Source organism: Oceanisphaera psychrotolerans, assembly GCF_001870485.1.
Classification (GTDB): domain Bacteria; phylum Pseudomonadota; class Gammaproteobacteria; order Enterobacterales; family Aeromonadaceae; genus Oceanimonas; species Oceanimonas psychrotolerans.
The window spans coordinates 55,441-76,887 of record NZ_MDKE01000006.1; the positions used below are offsets into that span (position 1 = coordinate 55,441).

The window sequence follows — 21,447 nt, forward strand, 5'->3', positions numbered from 1 at the left end:
TAGCGGCGGTCAGGACAGTCGTGCAAAGTGGTGGATGGTTTCGGCCAGCAACTGAATCTTGTGCACCATCCGCGACAACAGATCCTGATATTCATCATCGGTGGCCATTTCCAGCAGCTCCAGCTCTTCCGCCAGTTCGGCGACATAGGGCATGAAATGATCCGCATGAGTGATGAACTGGCTGTCTTCTCGCAGAACGGCGCTGAATTTTGCCTGTCCCTTGTTGCGCAGGGCCTGCAGTTTTTGATCGGCATCGATGGCCTGATGGTAAAGCTCTTTAATGGTGTCATGCAGTTTGGCAGTGACGGAATCGTGCATGGGTACTCCTTAACGGGGCTCAAGGCCAAGATCGACAGGGGTCTTGCTGGTTTCGCCACCGATTTCCCGCACCAGCTTGGGTACCAGAAAACCGGGCAGTCGGGTAAGCAGCTGGGCCATCAGTTGCCTGGCCTGTTGCTCCTCGACGTTAAAGTGAGCGGCCCCTTCGACCTTGTCCAGCAGGTATAGATAATAAGGTAAGACTCCGGCTTCAAACAGTCGCTCCGACAGCCGGCTCAGGGTGTCGGCATCGTCATTGACCCCGGCCAGCAGCACGCCCTGATTGAGCAGGGTAATGCCGGCGCTGCGCCAGTCCAGCAGTGTGCTTGCCAGCGTGTCGTCCACTTCATTGGCGTGATTGACGTGCAGCACCATCACCGTCTGCAGTCGGCTGAGACGGAGCCGTTGCAGCAGCCCATCGGTCAGCCGGCTCGGGATCACCACCGGCAGCCGGGTATGGATACGCAGTCGCTTCAGATGCGGAATGGCTTCCAGTCCGGTGATCAGGGTATCGAGATGCTCGTCCTTGGCCATCAGCGGGTCGCCGCCCGAGAGGATCACCTCGTTGATCTCCGGGTGCGCGGCGATATAGTCCAGCGCCCGCTCCCGGCCGGCCTTGTCCGGACTGTTGTCGTCGTAGGGGAAGTGGCGTCGAAAGCAATAGCGGCAATTGACGGCACAGCCACCCCGTACTATCAGCAATACCCGTGAACGGTATTTGTGCAACAGACCGGGGAGCGCGCTGTCGTGCTCTGCGAGCGGGTCCTTGACAAAGCCCGGAACCTGCAGGAACTCCTCGGCCAGAGGTAATACCTGGCGCAGCAGCGGGTCGTGTGGATTACCTTTTTCCATCTTGTCGGCAAAGGGGCGTGGCACCCGCATGGGGAACAAACGACGGGCGGTCAGCCCTGCCTGCCAGGGGCCGGGATCCAGTTCCAGGTACTCAAGCAGTTGTTCGGGAGAGGTAAAGACCTGGGCAAGTTCTTTTTGCCAGTTAATATGTGAATCACTCCCGTTTAGGGGTATCATTGCCGGCATTTTCTGCAACTCTGTCAAACTCACGAGGGTAAAATGGCCTCTTATAGTACCAATGATTTCCGCGCCGGCCTAAAGATTATGCTGGATGGCGAGCCGTGTGCCATTGTCGAAAACGAATTCGTCAAGCCCGGCAAGGGGCAGGCGTTCAGCCGCGTGAAGATCCGTCGTCTGCTCAACGGCAAGATGCTGGAAAAAACCTTCAAGTCCGGTGACACCGTGGAAGCCGCCGATGTGGTGGATATGGAACTGGCCTATCTGTACAACGATGGCGAGTTCTATCACTTCATGAACAACGAGACGTTCGAGCAGCTGGCCGCCGACGAGAAAGCCGTGTCTGATGCCAAGTTGTGGCTGAAAGAACAGGACGTGTGCACCCTGACGCTGTGGAACGGTGCCGCGATTTCCGTGACACCACCCAACTTCGTCGAGCTGGAAGTGGTAGAAACCGACCCGGGCCTGAAAGGCGATACCGCCGGCACCGGCGGCAAGCCTGCCACCCTGACCACCGGCGCCGTGGTACGAGTGCCGCTGTTCATCCAGATTGGTGAAGTGCTGAAGGTTGATACCCGCTCCGGTGAATACGTTTCCCGCGTGAAGTAAGCAGCGAGCCTTGCTCAATAAAACGGCGCCTTTCGGCGCCGTTTTTGTTGATCACTCTTTACCGTAGACGTTGTTTTCCTGCTCCCGCACCCGGATGAAGGTGGTGCGCTTGGTCAGCTCTTTCAGACGCTGTGCTCCCACATAGGTACAGGTTGAGCGCACACCACCCAGAATATCCTGAATGGTGTCTTCCACCGGGCCGCGATAGGCCAGCTCGACGGTCTTGCCCTCGGCGGCCCTGTACCTGGCCACGCCGCCGGCGTGTTTGTCCATGGCGCTGGCGGAGCTCATGCCGTAGAACTTCATGAATGTCTTGCCATCGCGCTCGACCAGCTCACCGCCGCATTCTTCGTGGGCCGCCAGCATGCCACCCAGCATTACGAAGTCGGCACCGCCACCAAAGGCCTTCGACACATCGCCAGGGCAGGTACAGCCACCGTCGCCGATGATTTGTCCGCCCAGACCGTGAGCCGCATCGGCGCACTCGATAATGGCCGACAGCTGCGGATAGCCGACGCCGGTCTTGACCCGGGTGGTACAGACCGAACCCGGGCCGATGCCGACCTTGACGATATCGGCACCGGACAGGATCAACTCTTCCACCATCTCACCGGTGACCACGTTGCCGGCGATAATGGTGTGCCCGGGCCATTGCCGGCGCGCCTTGCTGACAAAAGAGGTGAAGTGCTCGCTGTAACCGTTGGCCACATCGATACAGATAAAGCCGAGTTCATCGGACAGCGCCAGGATCTGTTGCAGCTTTTCAAAATCCTTGTCGGAGGTGCCGCTGGAGACGATAACGTGCTGCAGCACATCGGCGGTTTGCGCCTGTACGAAAGCCTGCCACTCGGCTACCGAGTAATGTTTGTGTACCGCGGTCAGGATTTGATGCCGGGCCAGGGCGCGGGCCATGGCAAAGGTGGCAACGGTATCCATGTTGGCGGCGATAATCGGCACGCCGGCCCAGCGACGAGCCGAATGCTTAAACACAAATTCGCGGCCCAGCTCTACCTGAGAGCGGCTGTTGAGAGTAGAGCGCTTGGGGCGAAACAGCACATCACTAAAGCCCAGTTTCAAGTCTTCTTCAATACGCATGGTATTACCTCGGTAAGTGACAGGCACAAAAAAACCGGGGGTTTCTTAGGCCCCCGGTTTTCAGCATTGTAGGTTTGTGAAAACTTTTTGCAACTATTCTGACTCTCTGTTCAAGAAATCAATCCCGACCGGGGATGGGACACCGAGGACTGGAAACGGATGCCGGGTCGATGTTATGGGAACTCGGTGCTGTTATTTTGTTCAAAACTACAGCATGCTGTTAGCATCTTGAGCGGAGGATTGCGTGATGTTCAAAATACTGGGGCTGGACCATCTGGTTCTGCGGGTGAGGCAACCGGAGCGGATGCTGGATTTTTACTGTCGTGTGCTCGGTTGTACCCTGGAGCGCCAAAAAAATGATATTGGTCTCTATCAATTGCGGGCCGGGGAGCAGCTTATCGATCTGGTCGATATTCGCGGGCCGCTGGGGGGCGACGGTGAAGCACCGGAACAGCGCAAGGCCAACCTGGATCACTTCTGTCTGAGAATAGATCCTTTCGATATCGACGCGCTTTGCACCTATCTCGCGCTGAACGGGGTGATCATCGAAGCGCCGGAGATACGTTATGGTGCCGAGGGGGAAGGGCCGTCGGTTTATCTGTTCGATCCGGAAGGGAATGAGATCGAGCTGAAAGGCTCCCTCTAGGCTGGCAAGCGCCCGTATTAAGAGTAAAATCCCCGGCTTTGGGCGCTGATTCCATGACTTCAACTACCTGGCCGCCGACGGCCTCTCTGGCGTTTTTACAACAACGAGCCCGGCTGCTGGCGCGGATCCGCGGTTTCTTTGCCGAGCGTGACGTGCTGGAAGTCGATACCCCGACTCTGGCCAGTGCCGGCGTGACCGATGTACACCTGAACAACTTCGATACCCGTTTCGTCGGCCCCGGTATGGCACAAGGGCTGGCGCTCTATCTGCAGACCTCGCCGGAATTTCATATGAAGCGCCTGCTGGCGGCGGGCAGCGGGGCCATCTACCAGATCTGCAAGGCCTACCGCAACGAAGAGGCCGGGCGGCTGCATAACCCGGAATTTACCATGCTGGAGTGGTACCGACCCGGCTTCGACCATCACCGGCTGATGGATGAAATGGCCGATCTGCTGCAGCTGGTGCTGGGGGGCGGTACGCCCTCGCGACTCAGTTACCAGCAGGCGTTCATCGACACCCTGGGGGTTTGTCCGCTGACCGGTTCGATGGATCAGCTGCGGGCCGCCGGGCGAGGGCTGGGGGCCGATGATTTGCTGGTGCGGGAACATCACAGAGACACCCTGTTGCAACTGCTGTTTGCGCTGGGAGTCGAGCCCCGCATCGGCCAGACCGAGCCCTGCTTCGTGTATCACTTTCCGGCCAGTCAGGCGGCCCTGGCCCGGATCAGTCCGCAGGATGAACGGGTGGCGGAGCGGTTCGAGGTCTATTTCAAGGGCGTCGAGCTGGCCAACGGCTTTCACGAATTGAGTGATGCCGGCGAGCAGCGCCGCCGGTTCGAACAGGATAATCGGGAGCGTATCCGGTGTGGATTACCGACCCGACCGGTGGATGAATATCTTCTGGCCGCACTGGAAGCCGGGTTGCCGGATTGTGCCGGGGTGGCGCTGGGAGTCGATCGCCTGGTGATGCTGGCGCTCGGTGCCGAGCGGCTGGAGCAGGTGATTGCCTTTCCGGTTACCCGCGCCTGACTCCGCAATCGGCCGCCTCAGGGCCGGGGCGGATAATTCTGCAGCAGCTCGGCGACCTGCTGTTCGATGCGCCGACGGCGCTCTGCACCCTTGATATTATCGCCGGGCAAGGCGCGAGGGTGCCTGCTGCGCCACAGTATTCGGTCGCTGTGTGGTGGCGTCAGCCACAGCACCAGTTTTTGTTCCTTCACCGCCCCATACACCCGCTCATCGTCGTCCCATGAACCAGGGTGAGGGGACAGCATGCGTGGCATCACCGTCAGCAGTCGGGTCTCTTCCTGAAGCCGGTAATGCAGCCACAGGGAGGCCTGGTCCGGGGTGGTCAGGCGCAGACCCTGTGCCGGCAGCATGGCCCTCGTTGCCGCACCGATGCGGGAGCCATCGAGGGAGCCGATATCGTTATCCGGCGCCAGCGCCACACTGGTGAAGCTGTGAAAGTCGACGTCTTCGGCATAGTCGTAGGGGGCGGCACAGCCGCCCAGCAGCAGTGCCAGAACGAACAGGCGGAACATGGACATGGAGAGAGCTCCGGCCGGGAGTGATGGCTTATTTACTCCCGGCCGGGCCGAAAAAGCAAGGGACGTGCTGGTTTATGAGGATATGTTGTCGAGCTGATTTTCTTTAACGTTATGTGTTAATTCAATATTTCTCTGGCCAGCTCCAGCAGGGCCATGCGCGAGGGATGGTCTCCCCTGTCCTTGTGCCAGGCGAAGTAGAAATAACGGCTCAGGGACAGCTCGGGCACCGGTAGGGCGACCAGCTGCCCACTGGACAGCTCCTCGGCCACGCTGAGTCGAGACATGCAGCTGAGCCAGGCCCGGGATTGCAGCAGCCGCTTGATGGTCGGCAGATGCGGATATTCCTGCCGAATGTTCAAGGGCCCGAGGCGACCCTGCAGCGCCTGTTCAAAGGTATCCCGGGTACCCGAGCCGGGCTCGCGCAGTATCCATTCGCAGTCTTCCAGCTGCGCCAGGGTTACGCTCTGTTCCTGGCATAATGGGTGCTGTGGTCTGCATACAATCACCAGCTCGTCCTGACACCAGGGTTCCAGTTTGAGCCATTTTTCCTGAGTATGGGCTTCAATCAGTGCCATTTCCAGCGTGCCACGATACAGCTGCTGCAACAGGCTGTGGGTATTGTCGACGCTGAGCCGGATATCGAGCCGGGGGTAACGGCGGGCGCTGTGGTCGATCAGCTCCGGGATCCAATAATCGGCGATGGTGCGGCTGGCGCCCAGGCGCAGCTGACCGGCGATGGGGCTCTTGCCTTTGAACCCCTGCTCGATCTGATAGCTTTCGGCCAGTATTTTCTGCGCTCTCGGCAGCAGCCAGAGCCCCCAGGCGTTGAGCCTGAGTCGGCGTCCGACCCGGTCGAACAGCGGATGAGCCAGCTGGCGTTCGAGCTCCTGCAACGACATGGTGGCCGCGGACTGAGTCATCGCCAGCAATTCGGCGGCCCGGCTCAGGCTGCCGTTTTCCGCCACGCTGACAAAGAGCCGCAGCTGTTTGAGGGTGAAGTTCATTTCAGGCCCATAGGTATCGGTGCATCATTGTTCGCGGTTCACGCCGGTCTGACATCGTCACCTCGCCGGGAGGAGGGGAGGATCGGCTGCTCACCGAGCAGACGGATATCCACCTGCTGGTGCGGTATCCTGATATCGTGCCGGCGCAACCGGGTCAGCAGCAGGTTATGCAGCTCGTGAGTCATGGGCATACGGTGACTCATGTCTTCCACATAGACCCTGACCTCATAGACCAGCGCCGAGTCGGTCAGCTCCACCAGAAACACTTCGGGTACCGGGTTATCCAAGATCCGGCTGCATTCACGGATGGCCTCCTGGGTGATCTGCTGCACCAGTTCGATGTCGGCGTCGAGTCGCACCCGTACCAGCAGTTTGACTCGGGTAATGGCATCGGACAGCGACCAGTTGACGAACTGCTCGGTGATAAAGGCCTTGTTGGGCACGATGATTTCGCGTCTGTCCCAGTCGACGATGGTGGTGGCACGGGTCTTGATCTTGGAGACGGTGCCGGTCAGCTCGCGGATGGTCACGGTATCGCCGATGCGAATCGGTTTTTCGAACAGGATGATCAGACCAGAAACGAAGTTGGCGAAGATCTCCTGCAGACCAAAACCCAGGCCTACCGACAGGGCCGCCACCAGCCACTGGGTCTTGGACCAGTCGATGCCCAGCATGGCGAAGGTGGTGAAGGCGCCGATCATCAGCACCAGATATTTGGAAATGGTGGTAATGGCAAAGCCGGTGCCCGGTGACAGGTTCAGGTGCTGCAGCAGGCTCAGCTCCATCAGGCCCGGCAGGTTGCGAGCGGTGATCCAGGTCAGCACCACCACGAACAGGGCAATTACCAGATCCTTGAGCGAGATGGGTACCAGGGTGTCTTCTCCGGCCAGGGAGCTGGAAACCTGCCACACCTCTATGCTGTCGAGGAAGCTGAAGGCGGTATTGATCTCGGACCACAGCAGCATCAGGCTGAGAATATAGCCCAGCATCAGCGCCGAACGCAGCAGCCCCAGCGACTGGGCGCTGATGATGTCCAGATCCACGGCGGCCACGGCGGCGGCTTCCGCCTCCGGACTGGTCTGGGTTTCGGGGGTGTCTTCTTTTTCCTTGCGCTGGGCGATGATCTCGGCGCGTCGGGCCTTGGCCCGTTCGAAGGCCAGCCGCCGGCGCTGGATCAGCATCCAGCGCCGCACCAGGTAGTAGAACATGAGGAAACTCATGCCGACCAGTACCGAAATTTCCAGCTGGCGCAGCAGGGTATGGGCGGTAAACAGATAGCCCATCACGGTGGCGACCAGCGCCAGCAGCGGCGCGACGATGAGCAGCCCCCACAGAATATGGTTCACCAGAGTCAGGTGTTCCTGCCGGGGCGGGGAGACCAGCAGTGGCAGATCTTCCTGATACAGACGCCAGGAAAACAGGCTGGTCAGCAGACAGATCACGATAAAGCTGAGTCGTCCCAGGGTATCGTACAGGGAGAAATCCCGATAATCCTGTGCCACATAAAACATCAGCAAGGCGGGGAGCAAGGCCAGCATCAGGGTCTGGAACTGGCGCCATACTCGCCGCACCCGCTCAACGGGCAGGTTGAAGTGCACCACCAGCAGCCCTTTGCTCATCATCAGATTACCGGCAAACAGCAGGATAAACACCGGCAGCATCAGTTGATGCAGGGCATGGGACAGGGCGACCACCACCTGTGGTGCCCAGGGCGAGTCGACCGCATTGCCGAGCAGCGACAGCAGGGCCGGTATCGGCATGGCGGTCAGCAGGCTCAGCAGCAGGGTATTGAAGGTATAGTCGTATCTGTCCTGGGTCACGTTGCCGATATGGGCGCTGATTTTGTCCAGATAGGCGCGCAGGCTGCGACGGCTCAATATCCACAGATAGAGCACCAGCACCGAGCTGAGACCATAGAGGGTCAGGCTGGCCCCGCTTTGCTGCAGCAGCGTCTGGGGCAGCGCCGTCCAGGTCGATAGGGTCAGCAACCAGCCGAGGGTTTCCATCAGCGCGGCCGGAAACTGGCTGCCGACGGGACGCAAATCCGGCAGCCAGAACAGGCGCTCGTCGGTGAGGGCCCGGATTTCCTGCAGCTGGCTGTTTTGCCGGCTGTAGGCCACTTTCAGGCGGGTCTGTTCGTGGATCTGGTTGTCGGTGGCACTGATCAGCCGCTCCAGCAGCCGACGCTGGGTGTCCAGCAGTTCATCTATTTGTTGTCGTTGCTGCTCGGTGATCCCCTGCGCCTTGTCGCTCAGCAACAATTCGGTCCGATAGCTGTTGTTTCGCAGGTTGTCGAGCGACTCCTGATAGCCGTATTTGTCGACCCGGCTTTGCACGATGCGGGCCTCAAGCTGGGGCAGGGAGTAGGGGGCGGGCAGTTCGCTCAGGCGGTTGCGCAGGTTTTCGCCGAAACCGCGGCTGACCTGCAGCCACTCCAGTTGCTCCTTGAGGTTGGCTTTCATGTCGGCCAGCTCGGAGGCGGCCCGCTCCACCGCCTGGTATTCCAGTTGCAGCGCTTCCACTTCCCGGCTTTTTTCACTCAGCAGCCCCGACAGGCGCTGGTTGGCTGCCTGTTGTTCGGCCAGCAGCAGAGAGTCGGTTTCCACTTCATCGAGCAGTCGATCACTTTCGGCAATGGCCGCTTCGGTGGTGGCGCGCCGCAATTCGTTCTGGCGCTGCTGCAGGGCTTCGATGATGGCGTCCTGATCCTGTATCTGGCGTTGCAGAATATCCAGTTTCAGCCGGTTGATGCTGTCTCTGTTCCCGGAGGACAACTGTTCCAGCTCCAGCGCCTGGATCCGGCGTTGCAGACTCTGCTCCCGTGCCATGGCGAGGATGCGGTTGGCAGTATGTTGCCGCCCCTGAGCCTCGACAAACTGGAACTCGTCCAGATTTTGCTGGGTGCGCCGAAGTTGCTGGCGCAGATCGTCGAGCAGGTTGTGCAGGCCGCTGTTGCTCAGCTCCTGCAGGTTGAGGGCATTGGTCAGCTCTTCACGTTGACGCCGGAGTTCGAGCCGTCGGGCCTGAGCTTCAACCAGCGCCTGTTGTACGCCTTCCTCATCCAGCTGTGAAATGTTACCGGTATCCGTTGGCTTGAGTCTGGCCTGTTGTTGTTCCAGTTTCTTGAGCTCGGCCGGATATTCATCCATGAATTTCTTGAGGCTCTTGGTCTGTTCTTTATAGCGTTCGCCTTCCCGCACCAGCTGCAGAGCCTGATTATAATTATCTCGCAGTTTCTTCAGTTCGGGTTTATCCCCTTCGGGGACTTCCGACAGCAGCGCCTCGATATCGGCAACGCTCTGATCGGCCAACAGTGGGGCCGGCAGCAGTAAGGCTAACAACAACAGGATGGGGGCAAACACGGTTGGCTCTCAACAAAAAGGAAGTTCGGGCCGCGGCCGCTTGTGCCGGCCGCGGCGATACAGGTTAATCCTGGTTCAGTCTGCCAAATTCAGTCCCCATACGAGTAGGGGTGCCGGGAAGCTGGCTTTCGGACAGTGTAACGCTGCCGGGCGCAAACAAACAGACGACGGTACTGCCCAGTTTGAAACGGCCCATCTCGTCGCCTTTGGCCAGACGGGGCGCGGTAGCGGGATCATAATCCCAGCGCTGAATACGCTTGCCCGCAGGCGGCGTCACGGTGCCGGCCCAGACGGTTTCGATGCTGGCCACTATGGTGGCTCCCACCAGTACCAGTGACATGGGGCCGGCCGGGGTATCGAAAATGCAGACGACCCGTTCGTTGCGGGCAAACAGCTCGGGGACGCGGGAGGCGGTCAGCGGGTTGACCGAGAACAGCTCACCCGGCACATAAATCATGGTTTTCAGTACACCGTCGATCGGCATGTGGATACGGTGATAATCCCTGGGTGCCAGATAGATGGTGGCGAAATCGCCCCCCATGAAGGGTGCGGCCAGCTCCTTGTCGCCACCGAGCAGGGTGCGAGCACTGTAATCGTGGCCCTTGGCCTGGATGATACGGCCCTGGGAGATGGGGGCGAGCTGGCTGATGGCGCCGTCGACCGGCATGGCCAGCAGTTGTTCGCCGGCCACCAGCGGGCGGGCGTCTTCTTTAAGGGCGCGGGTAAAGAAGTCGTTGAAGCTGGCATAGTGGGTTGGATCTTCATGCAGCGCTTCACTCATGTCGACCCGATACTGGCGGATAAAACGCCGGATCAGCCACTGAGTCAGCTTGCCGCCTTCCATGGCGGCCAGGCGGCCAATGAGACGAGACAGCAGGTGTTTGGGGAGCAGGTATTGCAGCAGAATTTTCAAATGGTCTGTCATGATGATTCCGAAAAATAACGGGGTGATAATCAGGCCTTGGGATGATGGCGACTGGGTTTGTCGGCCATGGCATCCATGATGCGGTGATAGCTCTCGAGACGCTCGGGATGAATGTGTCCCTCTTCCTTCGCCTGCTGCAGCAAACAGCCGGGATCGCTGCCGTGCTTGCAGTCGCGGAAGCGGCAACCGCCGAGGTAGTCCCGAAACTCGCGGAAACACCAGGCCACTCGTTCAGGTGCCAGGTGCCAGAGCGAAAACTCGCGAATACCGGGAGAGTCGATAAGCGATCCGCCGGACGGAAAATGATAGAGCCGGGCGGTGGTGGTGGTGTGCTGGCCCAGTCCGGAGTTGTCGGACACGGCGCCGGTGATGGCTTCTACATGCGGCATCACCGCATTGACCAGCGAGGATTTACCCACCCCGGACTGACCGACGAAGATGCTGGTATGATCCTTCAAGGCGTCCTTGAGCTCGTCCAGTCCTTCGCCGGTATCGCAACTGACCAGTAACAGCTGATAACCGATATCACGGTAGCGTTGCAGTGCCTGCTCCGCCTGTTGGCGCTGTTGGGCGCTGAGCAGGTCGGCCTTGTTCAGCACGATCATCGGCGGCATCTCGACGTCTTCGGCCGCCACCAGATAGCGATCGATCACGTGGCAACTCAGCTCCGGCAATACCGAAGACACCAGCACTATCTGGTCGATGTTGGCGGCGACTGGCTTGATGCCGTCATAGTAGTCGGGGCGGGTCAGCACGGTCTTGCGGGGGTGTACCGCTTCCACCACGCCGCTGATGCCCTGGCTGGTATCGAGGCCCGGACGCCAGACCACGCGATCGCCGGTGACCAGCGACGACAGGGTACGCCGCATGTTGCAGCGATGGATCTGCCGTTCATGGTCTTCGATATCGGCGTGCTGACCGAATCGGCTGATCACCAGCCCGTCCTGCCGGGGGCCGAGCTGGCTGTCGTCGATGGTTTCCGCCGACTGGCGCTTGAGACGACGGCTGTGATTATCACTGACCCGTCGTTTCTGGCCTTTGCTGAGCTTTTTTTTCTTGGTCACGATATCCTCGAACCTGCTTTCATTGCCGGCTATGATACACTTTCCCGCTGGAACTTGTCCCTATTGCCACCTTGCTTGCGAGATAACATGAGCCAAAATGCAGAAAATCTGGTCTGGATCGATCTGGAGATGACCGGCCTGGAGCCGGATGAACACAAGATTATCGAAATCGCCAGCATCATCACCGACAAAGAGCTGAATATACTGGCCGAAGGACCGGTATTGGCCATTCATCAAAACGAGGCCGAGCTGGCCAAGATGGACGAGTGGAACGTGCGTACCCATACCGGTTCCGGACTGGTGGCGCGGGTACAGGCAAGCAAGGTGACTGAAGAAGAGGCGGTGGCACAGACGCTGGCGTTTCTACGTGAATGGGTGCCGGAGCAGGCGTCACCGCTGTGTGGCAACTCCATCGGTCAGGACCGGCGTTTTCTGGTTCGACACATGCCGACGCTGGAAGCCTTCTTCCATTACCGCAATGTGGATGTCAGCACCGTCAAGGAACTGGTGCGCCGCTGGCAGCCGGCTTTGTTGGCGCAGTTCACCAAAAAAGGCAGCCATCAGGCACTGGATGATATCCGCGAGTCCATTGCCGAACTGCAGTTCTACCGGGAGACGGTGTTCAAAATCTGAGTGTATTTCGCTCTGATGCCGATGTTTTCGCCAAACGGAAAGCGGGGACGAAAAAAGTCTTGCATTCGATTAATCGGTTCGTATAATTCGCCTCCCGTAGCCAGTCGCAATTGTGAAGCAAGCCGCTGCCTACAAAAGAAATCTGCGGGAATAGCTCAGCTGGTAGAGCACAACCTTGCCAAGGTTGGGGTCGCGAGTTCGAATCTCGTTTCCCGCTCCAAATACAAAAAAACCGACCTTATGGTCGGTTTTTTTGTATTTGTCTCTGTCTCTCCATCAAGCACTTACGCATCCACCCCATTAAGCAAATGATCTGCTTCATTCCGGTGTATCTGCGTTAGGCCAAACCGATGCTACAGATCATCAGCGGGCGTGTTTGGGCATGCCCTTGTCCACCGCCCGGATCAGCCGTTCCGTCTTGCGGTCCACCTGTGCCAGTCCGGCCCGCTGTCGGGCCAGGGCCCAGTCGATATGCTCCTGCACCATTTCATCTGCTTCTTCCCGTTTCTGCTCCAGAGCGGCGATGATGGCCGGACTGGCCGGGGCATTGCCCAGGGCCACGGCGATATTGCGCAGCCAGCGCCGATGGCCGATGCGCCGGATGGGACTGCCTTCGGTCTGCTTGAGGAAGTGGGCTTCGCTCCAGTCGAACAGCGCCAGCAGCTCGGGCGCATGCAGGTTGTCCCGGGCGGCAAAGTCCGGCTCCTGACTGGCATTGGCGAACCGATTCCAGGGGCAAATCAACTGGCAGTCGTCGCAGCCGTAGATGCGGTTACCCATCAGCGGGCGAAGCTCCTCGGGTATGGGGCCGTCCAGCTCGATGGTGAGATAGGAGATACAGCGGCGGGCATCCACCACATAAGGGGCGACGATGGCGCCGGTGGGGCAGGCGGTGATGCAGGCCACGCATTTACCGCAGCCTTCTTCCACCGGCTGGTCGATAGGCAGGGGCAGGTTGACCAGCAATTCCCCGAGAAAGAAGAAGGAGCCCTGCTGGCGATTGAGCAGCAGCGAGTGCTTGCCGGTCCAGCCGAGGCCGGCCTTGGCCGCCAGCGGACGTTCCAGTACCGGTGCCGAATCGACAAAGGGGCGAGCGACCAGGTCGCTCGCCCGTTGCTCGATTTTATCGGCCAGTTTCTTCAGTCGTTGCCGCAGCACCTTGTGATAATCCCGGCCCAGGGCATAGCGGCTGATATAGCCCTGCTCGGCGTTGCTCAGCACCCGGGCAATGGCCGCCTGCTCCGGCAGGTAGTTCATGCGCACCGAGATCACCCTCAGGGTGCCGGGCAGCAGTTCGTGCGGGCGGGCGCGCATCATGCCGTGGCGGGCCATGTAGTCCATTTCACCGTGATAACCCTGGTCCAGCCAGTCGGCCAGCAGCGGCTCCTGTTCGGCGAGATCGGTATCGGTAATACCCACCTGGTCAAAGCCTAGCTCTGCTGCCCAGAGCTTGATATCGTGGGCCAAAGTCTCAAAGTCGGGAGCGGTCATGGGCATTATCGGTCTGGAAAAGTCTCACAGTTTAACACAGTCGCTGTGGAGCTCGGAGCAGATCCGGAAGGGCGAGCGGCAGGCGGCGGCCGCCTGTGGCATGGCCATGTTCGAGCTGATGACCCGGGCGGGGCTGGCGCTGTTCGAACTGTCCCGGGACCGTTGGCCCGACGCCCGGCACTGGTGGGTGTTCACCGGCGGTGGCAACAACGGCGGTGACGGCTACGTGGTGGCTCGCCTGGCCCGGGCGGCCGGTATTCGGGTGCAGCTGGTACAGTTGGGTGATGCCGAGCAACTGAGCGGCGACGCCGCCATCGCCCGGGATCACTATCGGGCCGATGGCGGCGCCATCGAAAGCCTGAATGCGCTGCAGGATACGCCCGATCTGATTATCGATGCCTTGCTCGGTACCGGCCTCAGTGGCGACGTAAGGGAAAATGCCCGGCGCCATATTCGCCTGATCAATCAAACCCCCGCACCGGTGCTGGCGGTGGATGTGCCGTCCGGGCTCTGCGCCGATACCGGACGCATACTGGGCGAGTCTGTCGAAGCCTGCATGACCCTGTCCTTTATCGGACTCAAGGCCGGCTTGCTGACCGGACGCGGACCCGATGTCACCGGTCAGGTACTGCTGGCGAGCCTGGGCATTCAGCCCCGCTTGCAACAAACACCGGTAGCCAGCCTGATGCACTGGGATCAACTGCGACGACAGTTGCCCCGCCGCCGCCGTGGTGCCCACAAGGGCGAAGCCGGACGCTTGCTGATTGTTGGTGGCAATGAAGGTATGAATGGTGCCGTTCGTCTGGCCGGCGAAGCGGCGCTGCGTTGCGCCACCGGGCTGGTGCGGCTGCTCAGCCATCCGGCCCATGCGCATCTGCTTAATCTGCCTCGACCCGAGCTGATGACGGCGGCTTTTCCCGGCTTTGACGACTGGCACTGGGGTGATGCTCTGGTGCTGGGGCCCGGTCTGGGACGAGACGTCTGGTCTCATGACCTGTTTGAGGCGGCGTACGAGGTCGGGCTTGAGGCAGATAAGCCCATGGTGATCGATGCGGACGGGCTCTGGTGGCTGGCTTGTCGGCAGGATGATTTACCGGTGCGGCGGCCCTGGGTGCTGACGCCTCATCCGGGGGAGGCGGCGATGCTGCTGGATTGCAATACTGCCGAGATAGAGGCGGATCGACTGGCGGCGGTGCGGGCCATTCAGCAAAAATATGGCGGTGTGGTGGTATTGAAAGGCGCCGGCTCTCTGATCGCAGATGAGCACCATGTCAGATTATGTCATTATGGTAATCCCGGCATGGCGTCGGGCGGGATGGGCGATTTGTTATCTGGTATAATTGGCGCCTTTATAGCCCAGGGACTGACTCCCTTTAATGCTGCCTCGGTGGCGGTATGTCTTCATGGCATGGCCGGTGACAGTGCCGCCAAAGGTGGCGGTATGCTCGGATTATTGGCATCGGATTTACTCTCTTCACTCAGAAGTCTTATTAATCAACATGATGAACATGACAACAAACACTCTGACCCTGACGCTTGCCGATGAGCAACAGACCCTGGCGTTGGGTAAAAAACTGGCGCAATCCTGTTGCGAGGCGAGCATCATTTTCCTGCATGGTGATCTGGGCGCGGGGAAAACCACCCTGAGCCGCGGGATAATCCAGGCGCTGGGACATGAAGGCAAGGTGAAAAGCCCGACCTATACCCTGGTTGAACCCTATCAGGCCGGTGGCTGGCAGGTCTATCACTTCGATCTGTATCGCCTGGCCGATCCGGAAGAGCTGGAGTACATGGGCATTCGTGATTATTTTACTCCGGATAGTCTCTGTCTGGTGGAATGGCCACAGCGTGGCCATGGCATGCTGCCGCCGCCGGATCTGGAAGTGACACTGAGCTATCAAGGCATACAACGACAGGCATTAATGGAAGCCCGCACCCCGACTGGCGTGGCGTTACTGGAGAAAATAAAAACGTGAAGTCGATACTGGCATTTTTCTGTTTGTGGTTCAGCGTATCGGCCTGGGCAAACCAGCTTGAAAGTATCCGTATCTGGCCGTCGCCGGATAACACCCGCATCGTGCTCGATATGGGCTCGGCACCAGCCTACGAGTATTTTATGCTCAATGGTCCTCATCGTCTGGTGGTGGATCTGAAGCAGACCCAGGGCCGGGTCAAATTTGCCGCGATCAACAATAACAGCGAGCTGATCACCCGGATTCGAAGCAGTAAGCCACCGGTGCCGAGCAGCTACCGACTGGTATTCGAGCTCAAGTCCGGAGTCAAGCCGGTGGTCTTTCCGCTGGCACCGGCCGGTGACTATGGCCACCGACTGGTGATCGACCTGCCTTATGCCGATCAGAGCCGGGCTCCGCAGCAGGTCGTACGCAAGGCGGCCCCGGTGGGACAGAAAGAAATCATCATCGCCATCGATCCGGGGCATGGGGGTGAAGACCCGGGCGCATAGGACCGAGAAAAAACCGTGAAAAACACATAACGCTCGCCATTTCCCGCCGTCTGGCCGACATCATCAATAAAGATCCGGGCATGAGGGCGGTGCTGACCCGTACCGGTGATTACTATGTCAATCTCAACCGGCGCTCCGAGATTGCACGCAAGGCCAAGGCGGATCTGCTGCTGTCCATTCATGCGGACAGCGTGGCCAACAGCGGGCCGCGTGGCGCCTCGGTATGGGTGTTGTCGTCCAACAGAGCCAACCGGGAGATGGCCGGCTGGCTGGAAAAGCAAGAGCGTCAGTCGGAGCTGTTGGGAGGAGTGGGCGCCGTGATTTCCCAGACCGATGGCAACCCCTACCTGACCCGCACCTTTCTCGACTTGTCGATGGACAAGTCCCGGGCCGACAGTTACGCCATCAGCGAACACATCCTGTCTGCCATGAGCAAGGTGGTACGGCTGCACAAGCGCAAGCCGGAGCATGCCAGTCTGGCGGTGCTCAAGTCACCGGATATCCCTTCGCTGTTGGTTGAAGCCGGATTTATTTCCAACCCGCAGGAAGAGCAGTTGCTGCTGACCGCGGCGCATCAGCAGCAGGTGGCGCAGGCGGTATTCAACGGGCTCAAGTCCTATTACCGGCAAAATCCGCCCGGTGGCACCATGATGGCCAGTCAGCCATCCGGTGGCCCGGCGCGTCAGCACAAGGTGCAGAGCGGAGAAAGCCTGTCGTTGATCGCTCAGCGTTACGGTATCAGCGTCAGCCGACTGAAGGGTCATAACAGCCTGAAGTCCGATGTGGTCCGCATCGGTCAGGTGCTGGATATTCCGGGGAGCTGATATGCCAATCCAGATACTCCCGGCCCGGCTGGCGAACCAGATTGCCGCCGGTGAGGTGGTGGAACGACCGGCTTCGGTGGTGAAGGAGCTGGTGGAAAACAGCTTGGATGCGGGGGCTACCCGTATCGAGGTGGATATCGAGAAGGGAGGCGCCAAGCTGATCCGCATCCGTGATAACGGCTGTGGTATCGGCAAGGACGAACTGACCCTGGCCCTGTCGCGTCATGCCACCTCCAAGGTCAGCACTCTGGAAGATCTGGAGCAGATCCTGAGTCTGGGCTTTCGTGGCGAAGCCCTGGCGTCGATAAGCTCGGTGTCACGACTGACGCTGACCTCCAGGCCGGCCGGACAAGGCGAGGCCTGGCAGGCGATGGCGGAAGGTCGGGACATGGAGGTCAAGCTTCAGCCGGCCTCGCATCCCGAGGGCACCACGTTGGAAGTGAGCGATTTGTTTTTTAACACGCCGGCGCGGCGCAAATTCATGCGTACCGAAAAAACCGAGTTCGGTCATATCGACGAGGTGATTCGCCGCATCGGCTTGAGTCGCTTCGACGTCGATCTGGTGCTGCGTCATAACGGCAAGCAGGTACGCCAGTATCGCGCCGGGCGGTTGCCGTCCCAGCAGGACAAACGGCTGGCGGCGGTCTGTGGTCCGGCCTTCATGAACTCGGCGTTGAAGCTCGACAGCGAACACCATGGCCTGCGGTTATGGGGCTGGCTGGCACCGCCGGAAGCGGCCCGGGCCCAGCCGGATGTGCAGTATACCTACGTGAATGGCCGCATGATGCGGGACAAGCTGCTCAATCATGCGGTACGCCAGGCCTATGGTGATCGTCTGCCGGCCGAGGGGCATGGAGCCTTTGTGCTCTATCTGGAGCTGGATGCGCGGGAAGTGGACGTGAATGTGCATCCGGCCAAGCATGAGGTGCGGTTTCATCAGTCCCGGCTGGTACATGACTTTATCTGCCAGGTGCTGTTACAGGTGCTGGAGCAGCAGCCGCTGCCCGATACCGGCACGGATGAAGAACCGGCACCGCCGGATGACATGTCGGCCAGAACGCGCGAGCCGGTCAGCTATCAGGCGCCCCGTCACGGTTATGGCGGGGCAATGGCGGCCCGGGAGCCTCGGCCGGCGGCGGTCAGCCGGGGGGAATGGCGGGGCCTCGACAGCCTGCTGACGACGCTGGCGCCCGCCGAACATGCACCGGGGCGCCATTCACCAACACCGCCGTCACCCCAGCACCGAGTTGATCAGTCGGTATCACCGACGGTGCATGCACCGAGCTTCGAGCATGGTCAACCGCTGCTGCTGGTCAGGGAGCGGGGGCTGGTGGTACTGCATCAGCAGCAACTCTGGCTGTGTGACCTCCATCGAGCCCAGGCCTACGCCGATGGCCTGGCCTTGTTTGACGTCTGGCAGCAGGGACTGACACCGCAACCGCTGTTGTTGCCGATCCGCATATCCCTCGAACCGGAGCAACAGGCGGCACTGGAGCGATATCAGGACCGGTTGCAAAAACTGGGGATAGAGTTGAAAACCGGCACTGGCGACACCATTATTCTGACCCGGGTGCCGCAGCCGTTGCGCCATGCGGATCTGGCGCGGCTGTTTCCCGAGTTACTGGTGCGGCTGGATCGGGAGGCGGAGCCATCGGCGTTGTGCCAGTGGCTGGCCGCGCAGGGAAAACCGGGGCCGCAACGGTGGTCGATGGCCGAAGCGGTGGCCTTGTGGCAGCGGTTGTTGCCGGCTTTGCCGAGCAGGCTTGACGAGCTGCCGTTCCTGCAACCGGTGGCAATAGAGCAACAACTAGACAGGTGGACAGATGGGGACTAAACCCCTTGCAGTATTTTTGATGGGCCCCACAGCTTCGGGGAAAACCGGTCTGGCCATGGAGCTCTGCCGGCAATTGCCCTGCGAACTGATCAGCGTCGACTCGGCATTGGTGTATCGGGGCATGGATATCGGTACGGCCAAACCCACCCCCGACGAGTTGGCGGTGGTGCCTCACCGCCTGATCGATTTGCTGGATCCCAGAGACGCCTATTCCGCCGCCAACTTCCGCAACGATGCGCTGGCGGCGATGGCCGAGATTTCGGCGGCCGGCCGGATCCCGCTGCTGGTCGGCGGCACCATGCTCTATTTCAAGGCCCTGCTGGAAGGGTTGTCGCCGTTGCCCGCTGCCGATGCCGCCATTCGCGCACAAATCGAGACCGAGGCCCGGCAACATGGCTGGGACACCCTGCACGAGCAGCTGGCCGAACTCGACCCGGTGGCGGCGGCGCGCATCCACCCTAACGATCCGCAGCGGCTGTCCCGGGCGCTGGAAGTTTTTCGTATTTCCGGTAAAACGCTCACAGAATTAACGCAGAGCAAGGGTGATCCCTTGCCTTACAAAGTGTTACAGTTCGCGATTGCGCCAACTGAGCGAGCCGAGCTGCACCGGCGTATTGCCGAGCGTTTCCGGCTGATGCTGACCCAGGGCTTCGAGCAGGAAGTCAGGGCACTGTATGAGCGGGGCGATCTGCATCCGGATCTGCCGTCCATACGTTGTGTCGGCTATCGCCAGATGTGGGATTACCTGGAAGGGGTTGTCGGCTATGATGAAATGGTGGAACGAGGCATTGCCGCGACCCGTCAGCTGGCCAAGCGGCAGCTGACCTGGCTCAGAGGATGGCCGGATTTGCATTGGCTGGATACGGATAATAAAGACGTCTGCCATGATGTGATCGCACAGATCAGGCGGGCTAATAATGAATGACAACAATAACAATTTTCCACTATGACAAAAAATAAGGACAACAAGATGGCTAAGGGACAATCTTTGCAGGATCCGTTTCTGAATGCGCTGCGACGAGAGCGGGTCCCGGTCTCTATTTATCTGGTGAATGGCATCAAGTTACAGGGACAGGTAGAGTCATTCGATCAATTCGTTATTCTGCTTAAAAATACCGTCAGTCAGATGGTGTACAAACATGCCATTTCGACCGTAGTCCCGTCCCGTCCGGTCAATCACCAGACACCGCCGGTGGCGGGTGCCGAGCCGGCCGAACCCGAACAGAATCAAGATTGATCTTGACTCACCGTCTTTTGCTGCAACCTTGCAGCCCATTGCCGTGCGTCTGTTCTGAACAATGGAGGAAGCGCCTTGTTTGAGCGTTATCAAGGTGGCGAGTCCGCCATTTTGGTTCATATTAATTTTGCCGACGACGACGAGCGGGAAGATCTCGAAGAGCTGGAATTACTGGCCGACTCTGCCGGGGTAACCACCTGCGCCGTGCTCACCGGCAGCCGGGGCTCGCCTCAGTCCAAGTATTTTGCCGGCACCGGCAAGGTAGAAGAGCTGGCGTCGCTGGTGCAGATGCATCAGGCCGATGTGGTGATCTTCAACCACAGCCTGAGCCCGGCTCAGGAACGTAACCTGGAGCGGGAAGTGAAGTGCCGGGTGCTGGATCGTACCGGTCTGATCCTGGACATCTTCGCCCAGCGCGCCCGAACCCACGAAGGCAAGCTACAGGTCGAACTGGCCCAGTTGCGTCATCTGTCGACCCGCCTGGTCAGAGGTTGGACCCACCTGGAGCGACAGAAAGGCGGTATCGGCCTGCGTGGGCCAGGGGAAACCCAGCTCGAAACCGACCGTCGATTGCTGCGTGATCGCATCAAATATATCCAGAAACGACTGGAAAAGGTGTCCCGTCAGCGGGAGCAGGGCCGGCGCGCGCGCAAGCGTAACGAGATCCCGACATTATCGCTGGTGGGCTATACCAACGCCGGCAAGTCGACCCTGTTCAACCGGCTGACGCAGGCCGGAGTCTATGCGGCGGATCAGCTGTTCGCCACTCTGGATCCGACCCTGCGCAAGATTGAACTGCCCGATGCCGGCCCGGTGATCCTGGCCGATACCGTCGGTTTTATTCGTCATCTGCCTCATGATCTGATCGCCGCCTTCAAGGCCACGCTGCAGGAAACCCGGGATGCGGACTTGTTGCTGCATGTGGTGGACTGTGCCGATGAGCAGATGCGGGAGAATATCGACGAAGTGAATTCGGTGCTCGAGCAGATTGATGCCGATGAAGTGCCGATGCTGCTGGTATTCAACAAGATAGATAAACTGGAACAACCCAGCAGCCGTATCGAGCTGGATGAGCAGGGGCAGCCCCGGGCCGTTTGGCTTTCGGCGCAAGAAGCACTGGGAATCGACGGTCTGCTGGATGCCTTGAACCGGCTGTTGGCCGGGGTGCTGGTGGAACACCGGCTGACCCTGCCACCGTCGGCGTCCAGGCTGCGCAGCAGACTCTATGCCCTGAATGGGGTAGTGCAGGAGTCCTTCGGGGAGCAGGGAGAGTTTGTGGTCGATATCCGGTTACAGCAGGCCGATTGGCAACGCCTGCTTAAACAGGAAGGTGAACAGCTAGAGCGCTTTATAAGCGATTGATTGC

Annotated in this window: 19 protein-coding genes, 1 tRNA gene and 1 pseudogene; 12 read left to right on the forward strand and 9 right to left on the reverse strand. The window is 59.8% G+C overall.

What is annotated here, in order from left to right:
- Window positions 1-9: 9 nt before the first annotated feature.
- Complete coding sequence (locus BFR47_RS02630) at window positions 10-318, reverse strand: hypothetical protein (protein WP_071471631.1); 309 nt, start codon at window positions 316-318, stop codon at window positions 10-12.
- 9 nt (window positions 319-327) lie between these two features.
- Window positions 328-1,347, reverse strand: a complete 1,020-nt coding sequence (gene epmB, locus BFR47_RS02635) for an EF-P beta-lysylation protein EpmB (RefSeq protein ID WP_217645427.1) — start codon at window positions 1,345-1,347, stop codon at window positions 328-330.
- A 42-nt stretch (window positions 1,348-1,389) separates the two neighbouring features.
- On the opposite strand from epmB, the gene efp reads away from it, so the two are divergent.
- Window positions 1,390-1,956 carry an elongation factor P gene (gene efp / locus BFR47_RS02640; RefSeq protein WP_071471633.1) on the forward strand — a complete coding sequence of 189 codons (567 nt, stop codon included), beginning with the start codon at window positions 1,390-1,392 and terminating at the stop codon, window positions 1,954-1,956.
- 51 nt (window positions 1,957-2,007) lie between these two features.
- Here the strand turns inward: efp and BFR47_RS02645 are convergent, their stop codons facing one another.
- Entirely contained in the window at window positions 2,008-3,051 is a 1,044-nt protein-coding gene (locus tag BFR47_RS02645) for a GMP reductase (protein WP_071471634.1), read from the reverse strand.
- Between the two features lie 247 nt (window positions 3,052-3,298).
- Between BFR47_RS02645 and BFR47_RS02650 the strand changes: the two genes are divergently transcribed.
- Window positions 3,299-3,697 (forward strand): VOC family protein, encoded by a 399-nt coding sequence (locus tag BFR47_RS02650; RefSeq protein ID WP_071471635.1) that lies wholly within the window; start codon window positions 3,299-3,301, stop codon window positions 3,695-3,697.
- Between the two features lie 53 nt (window positions 3,698-3,750).
- Window positions 3,751-4,725 (forward strand): elongation factor P--(R)-beta-lysine ligase, encoded by a 975-nt coding sequence (gene epmA / locus BFR47_RS02655; protein WP_071471636.1) that lies wholly within the window; start codon window positions 3,751-3,753, stop codon window positions 4,723-4,725.
- Window positions 4,726-4,742: 17 nt separating this feature from the next.
- Here the strand turns inward: epmA and BFR47_RS02660 are convergent, their stop codons facing one another.
- The 5 genes from BFR47_RS02660 to rsgA all read right to left on the reverse strand — a co-directional run bounded on the left by BFR47_RS02660 (window position 4,743) and on the right by rsgA (window position 11,598).
- Window positions 4,743-5,243, reverse strand: coding sequence for a DUF4136 domain-containing protein (locus BFR47_RS02660; RefSeq protein WP_245748772.1), 501 nt, complete (start codon window positions 5,241-5,243; stop codon window positions 4,743-4,745).
- A 116-nt stretch (window positions 5,244-5,359) separates the two neighbouring features.
- Window positions 5,360-6,247 (reverse strand): LysR substrate-binding domain-containing protein, encoded by an 888-nt coding sequence (locus tag BFR47_RS02665; RefSeq protein ID WP_071471637.1) that lies wholly within the window; start codon window positions 6,245-6,247, stop codon window positions 5,360-5,362.
- 38 nt (window positions 6,248-6,285) lie between these two features.
- Window positions 6,286-9,609 carry a miniconductance mechanosensitive channel MscM gene (mscM, locus tag BFR47_RS02670; protein ID WP_071471638.1) on the reverse strand — a complete coding sequence of 1,108 codons (3,324 nt, stop codon included), beginning with the start codon at window positions 9,607-9,609 and terminating at the stop codon, window positions 6,286-6,288.
- A 64-nt stretch (window positions 9,610-9,673) separates the two neighbouring features.
- Entirely contained in the window at window positions 9,674-10,534 is an 861-nt protein-coding gene (gene asd, locus BFR47_RS02675; protein ID WP_139215088.1) for an archaetidylserine decarboxylase, read from the reverse strand.
- A gap of 29 nt (window positions 10,535-10,563) precedes the next feature.
- Entirely contained in the window at window positions 10,564-11,598 is a 1,035-nt protein-coding gene (gene rsgA / locus BFR47_RS02680; RefSeq protein ID WP_071471639.1) for a small ribosomal subunit biogenesis GTPase RsgA, read from the reverse strand.
- Window positions 11,599-11,685: 87 nt separating this feature from the next.
- Here rsgA and orn point away from each other — a divergent pair, with 87 nt between their 5' ends.
- Window positions 11,686-12,231, forward strand: coding sequence for an oligoribonuclease (orn, locus tag BFR47_RS02685; RefSeq protein WP_071471640.1), 546 nt, complete (start codon window positions 11,686-11,688; stop codon window positions 12,229-12,231).
- A 144-nt stretch (window positions 12,232-12,375) separates the two neighbouring features.
- Window positions 12,376-12,451, forward strand: a tRNA-Gly gene (locus BFR47_RS02690).
- Between the two features lie 143 nt (window positions 12,452-12,594).
- Here the strand turns inward: BFR47_RS02690 and queG are convergent.
- Complete coding sequence (gene queG / locus BFR47_RS02695) at window positions 12,595-13,722, reverse strand: tRNA epoxyqueuosine(34) reductase QueG (protein WP_071471671.1); 1,128 nt, start codon at window positions 13,720-13,722, stop codon at window positions 12,595-12,597.
- Here queG and BFR47_RS02700 point away from each other — a divergent pair.
- The 7 genes and pseudogenes from BFR47_RS02700 to hflX all read left to right on the forward strand — a co-directional run bounded on the left by BFR47_RS02700 (window position 13,721) and on the right by hflX (window position 21,443).
- Complete coding sequence (locus tag BFR47_RS02700; RefSeq protein WP_071471641.1) at window positions 13,721-15,268, forward strand: NAD(P)H-hydrate dehydratase; 1,548 nt, start codon at window positions 13,721-13,723, stop codon at window positions 15,266-15,268. The genes queG and BFR47_RS02700 overlap by 2 nt on opposite strands.
- The gene (tsaE, locus tag BFR47_RS02705; protein ID WP_071471642.1) at window positions 15,231-15,698 is read left to right on the forward strand and encodes a tRNA (adenosine(37)-N6)-threonylcarbamoyltransferase complex ATPase subunit type 1 TsaE; all 468 of its coding nucleotides are present in this window, start codon (window positions 15,231-15,233) and stop codon (window positions 15,696-15,698) included. The genes BFR47_RS02700 and tsaE overlap by 38 nt, the downstream gene beginning before the upstream one ends.
- Window positions 15,695-17,010 (forward strand): annotated as a pseudogene (locus BFR47_RS02710) (N-acetylmuramoyl-L-alanine amidase). Before tsaE ends, BFR47_RS02710 begins: the two are co-directional and overlap by 4 nt.
- Window position 17,011: 1 nt before the next feature.
- On the forward strand, window positions 17,012-18,844 hold the full coding sequence (gene mutL, locus BFR47_RS02715) for a DNA mismatch repair endonuclease MutL (RefSeq protein WP_071471643.1): 1,833 nt from the start codon (window positions 17,012-17,014) through the stop codon (window positions 18,842-18,844).
- Window positions 18,834-19,769: a tRNA (adenosine(37)-N6)-dimethylallyltransferase MiaA gene (gene miaA / locus BFR47_RS02720; protein ID WP_071471644.1), complete on the forward strand. Its 936-nt coding sequence runs from the start codon at window positions 18,834-18,836 to the stop codon at window positions 19,767-19,769. The genes mutL and miaA overlap by 11 nt, the downstream gene beginning before the upstream one ends.
- A 45-nt stretch (window positions 19,770-19,814) precedes the next feature.
- Window positions 19,815-20,081 (forward strand): RNA chaperone Hfq, encoded by a 267-nt coding sequence (hfq, locus tag BFR47_RS02725; protein ID WP_071471645.1) that lies wholly within the window; start codon window positions 19,815-19,817, stop codon window positions 20,079-20,081.
- Between the two features lie 75 nt (window positions 20,082-20,156).
- Window positions 20,157-21,443, forward strand: coding sequence for a ribosome rescue GTPase HflX (gene hflX, locus BFR47_RS02730; protein ID WP_071471646.1), 1,287 nt, complete (start codon window positions 20,157-20,159; stop codon window positions 21,441-21,443).
- Window positions 21,444-21,447 lie beyond the last annotated feature (4 nt).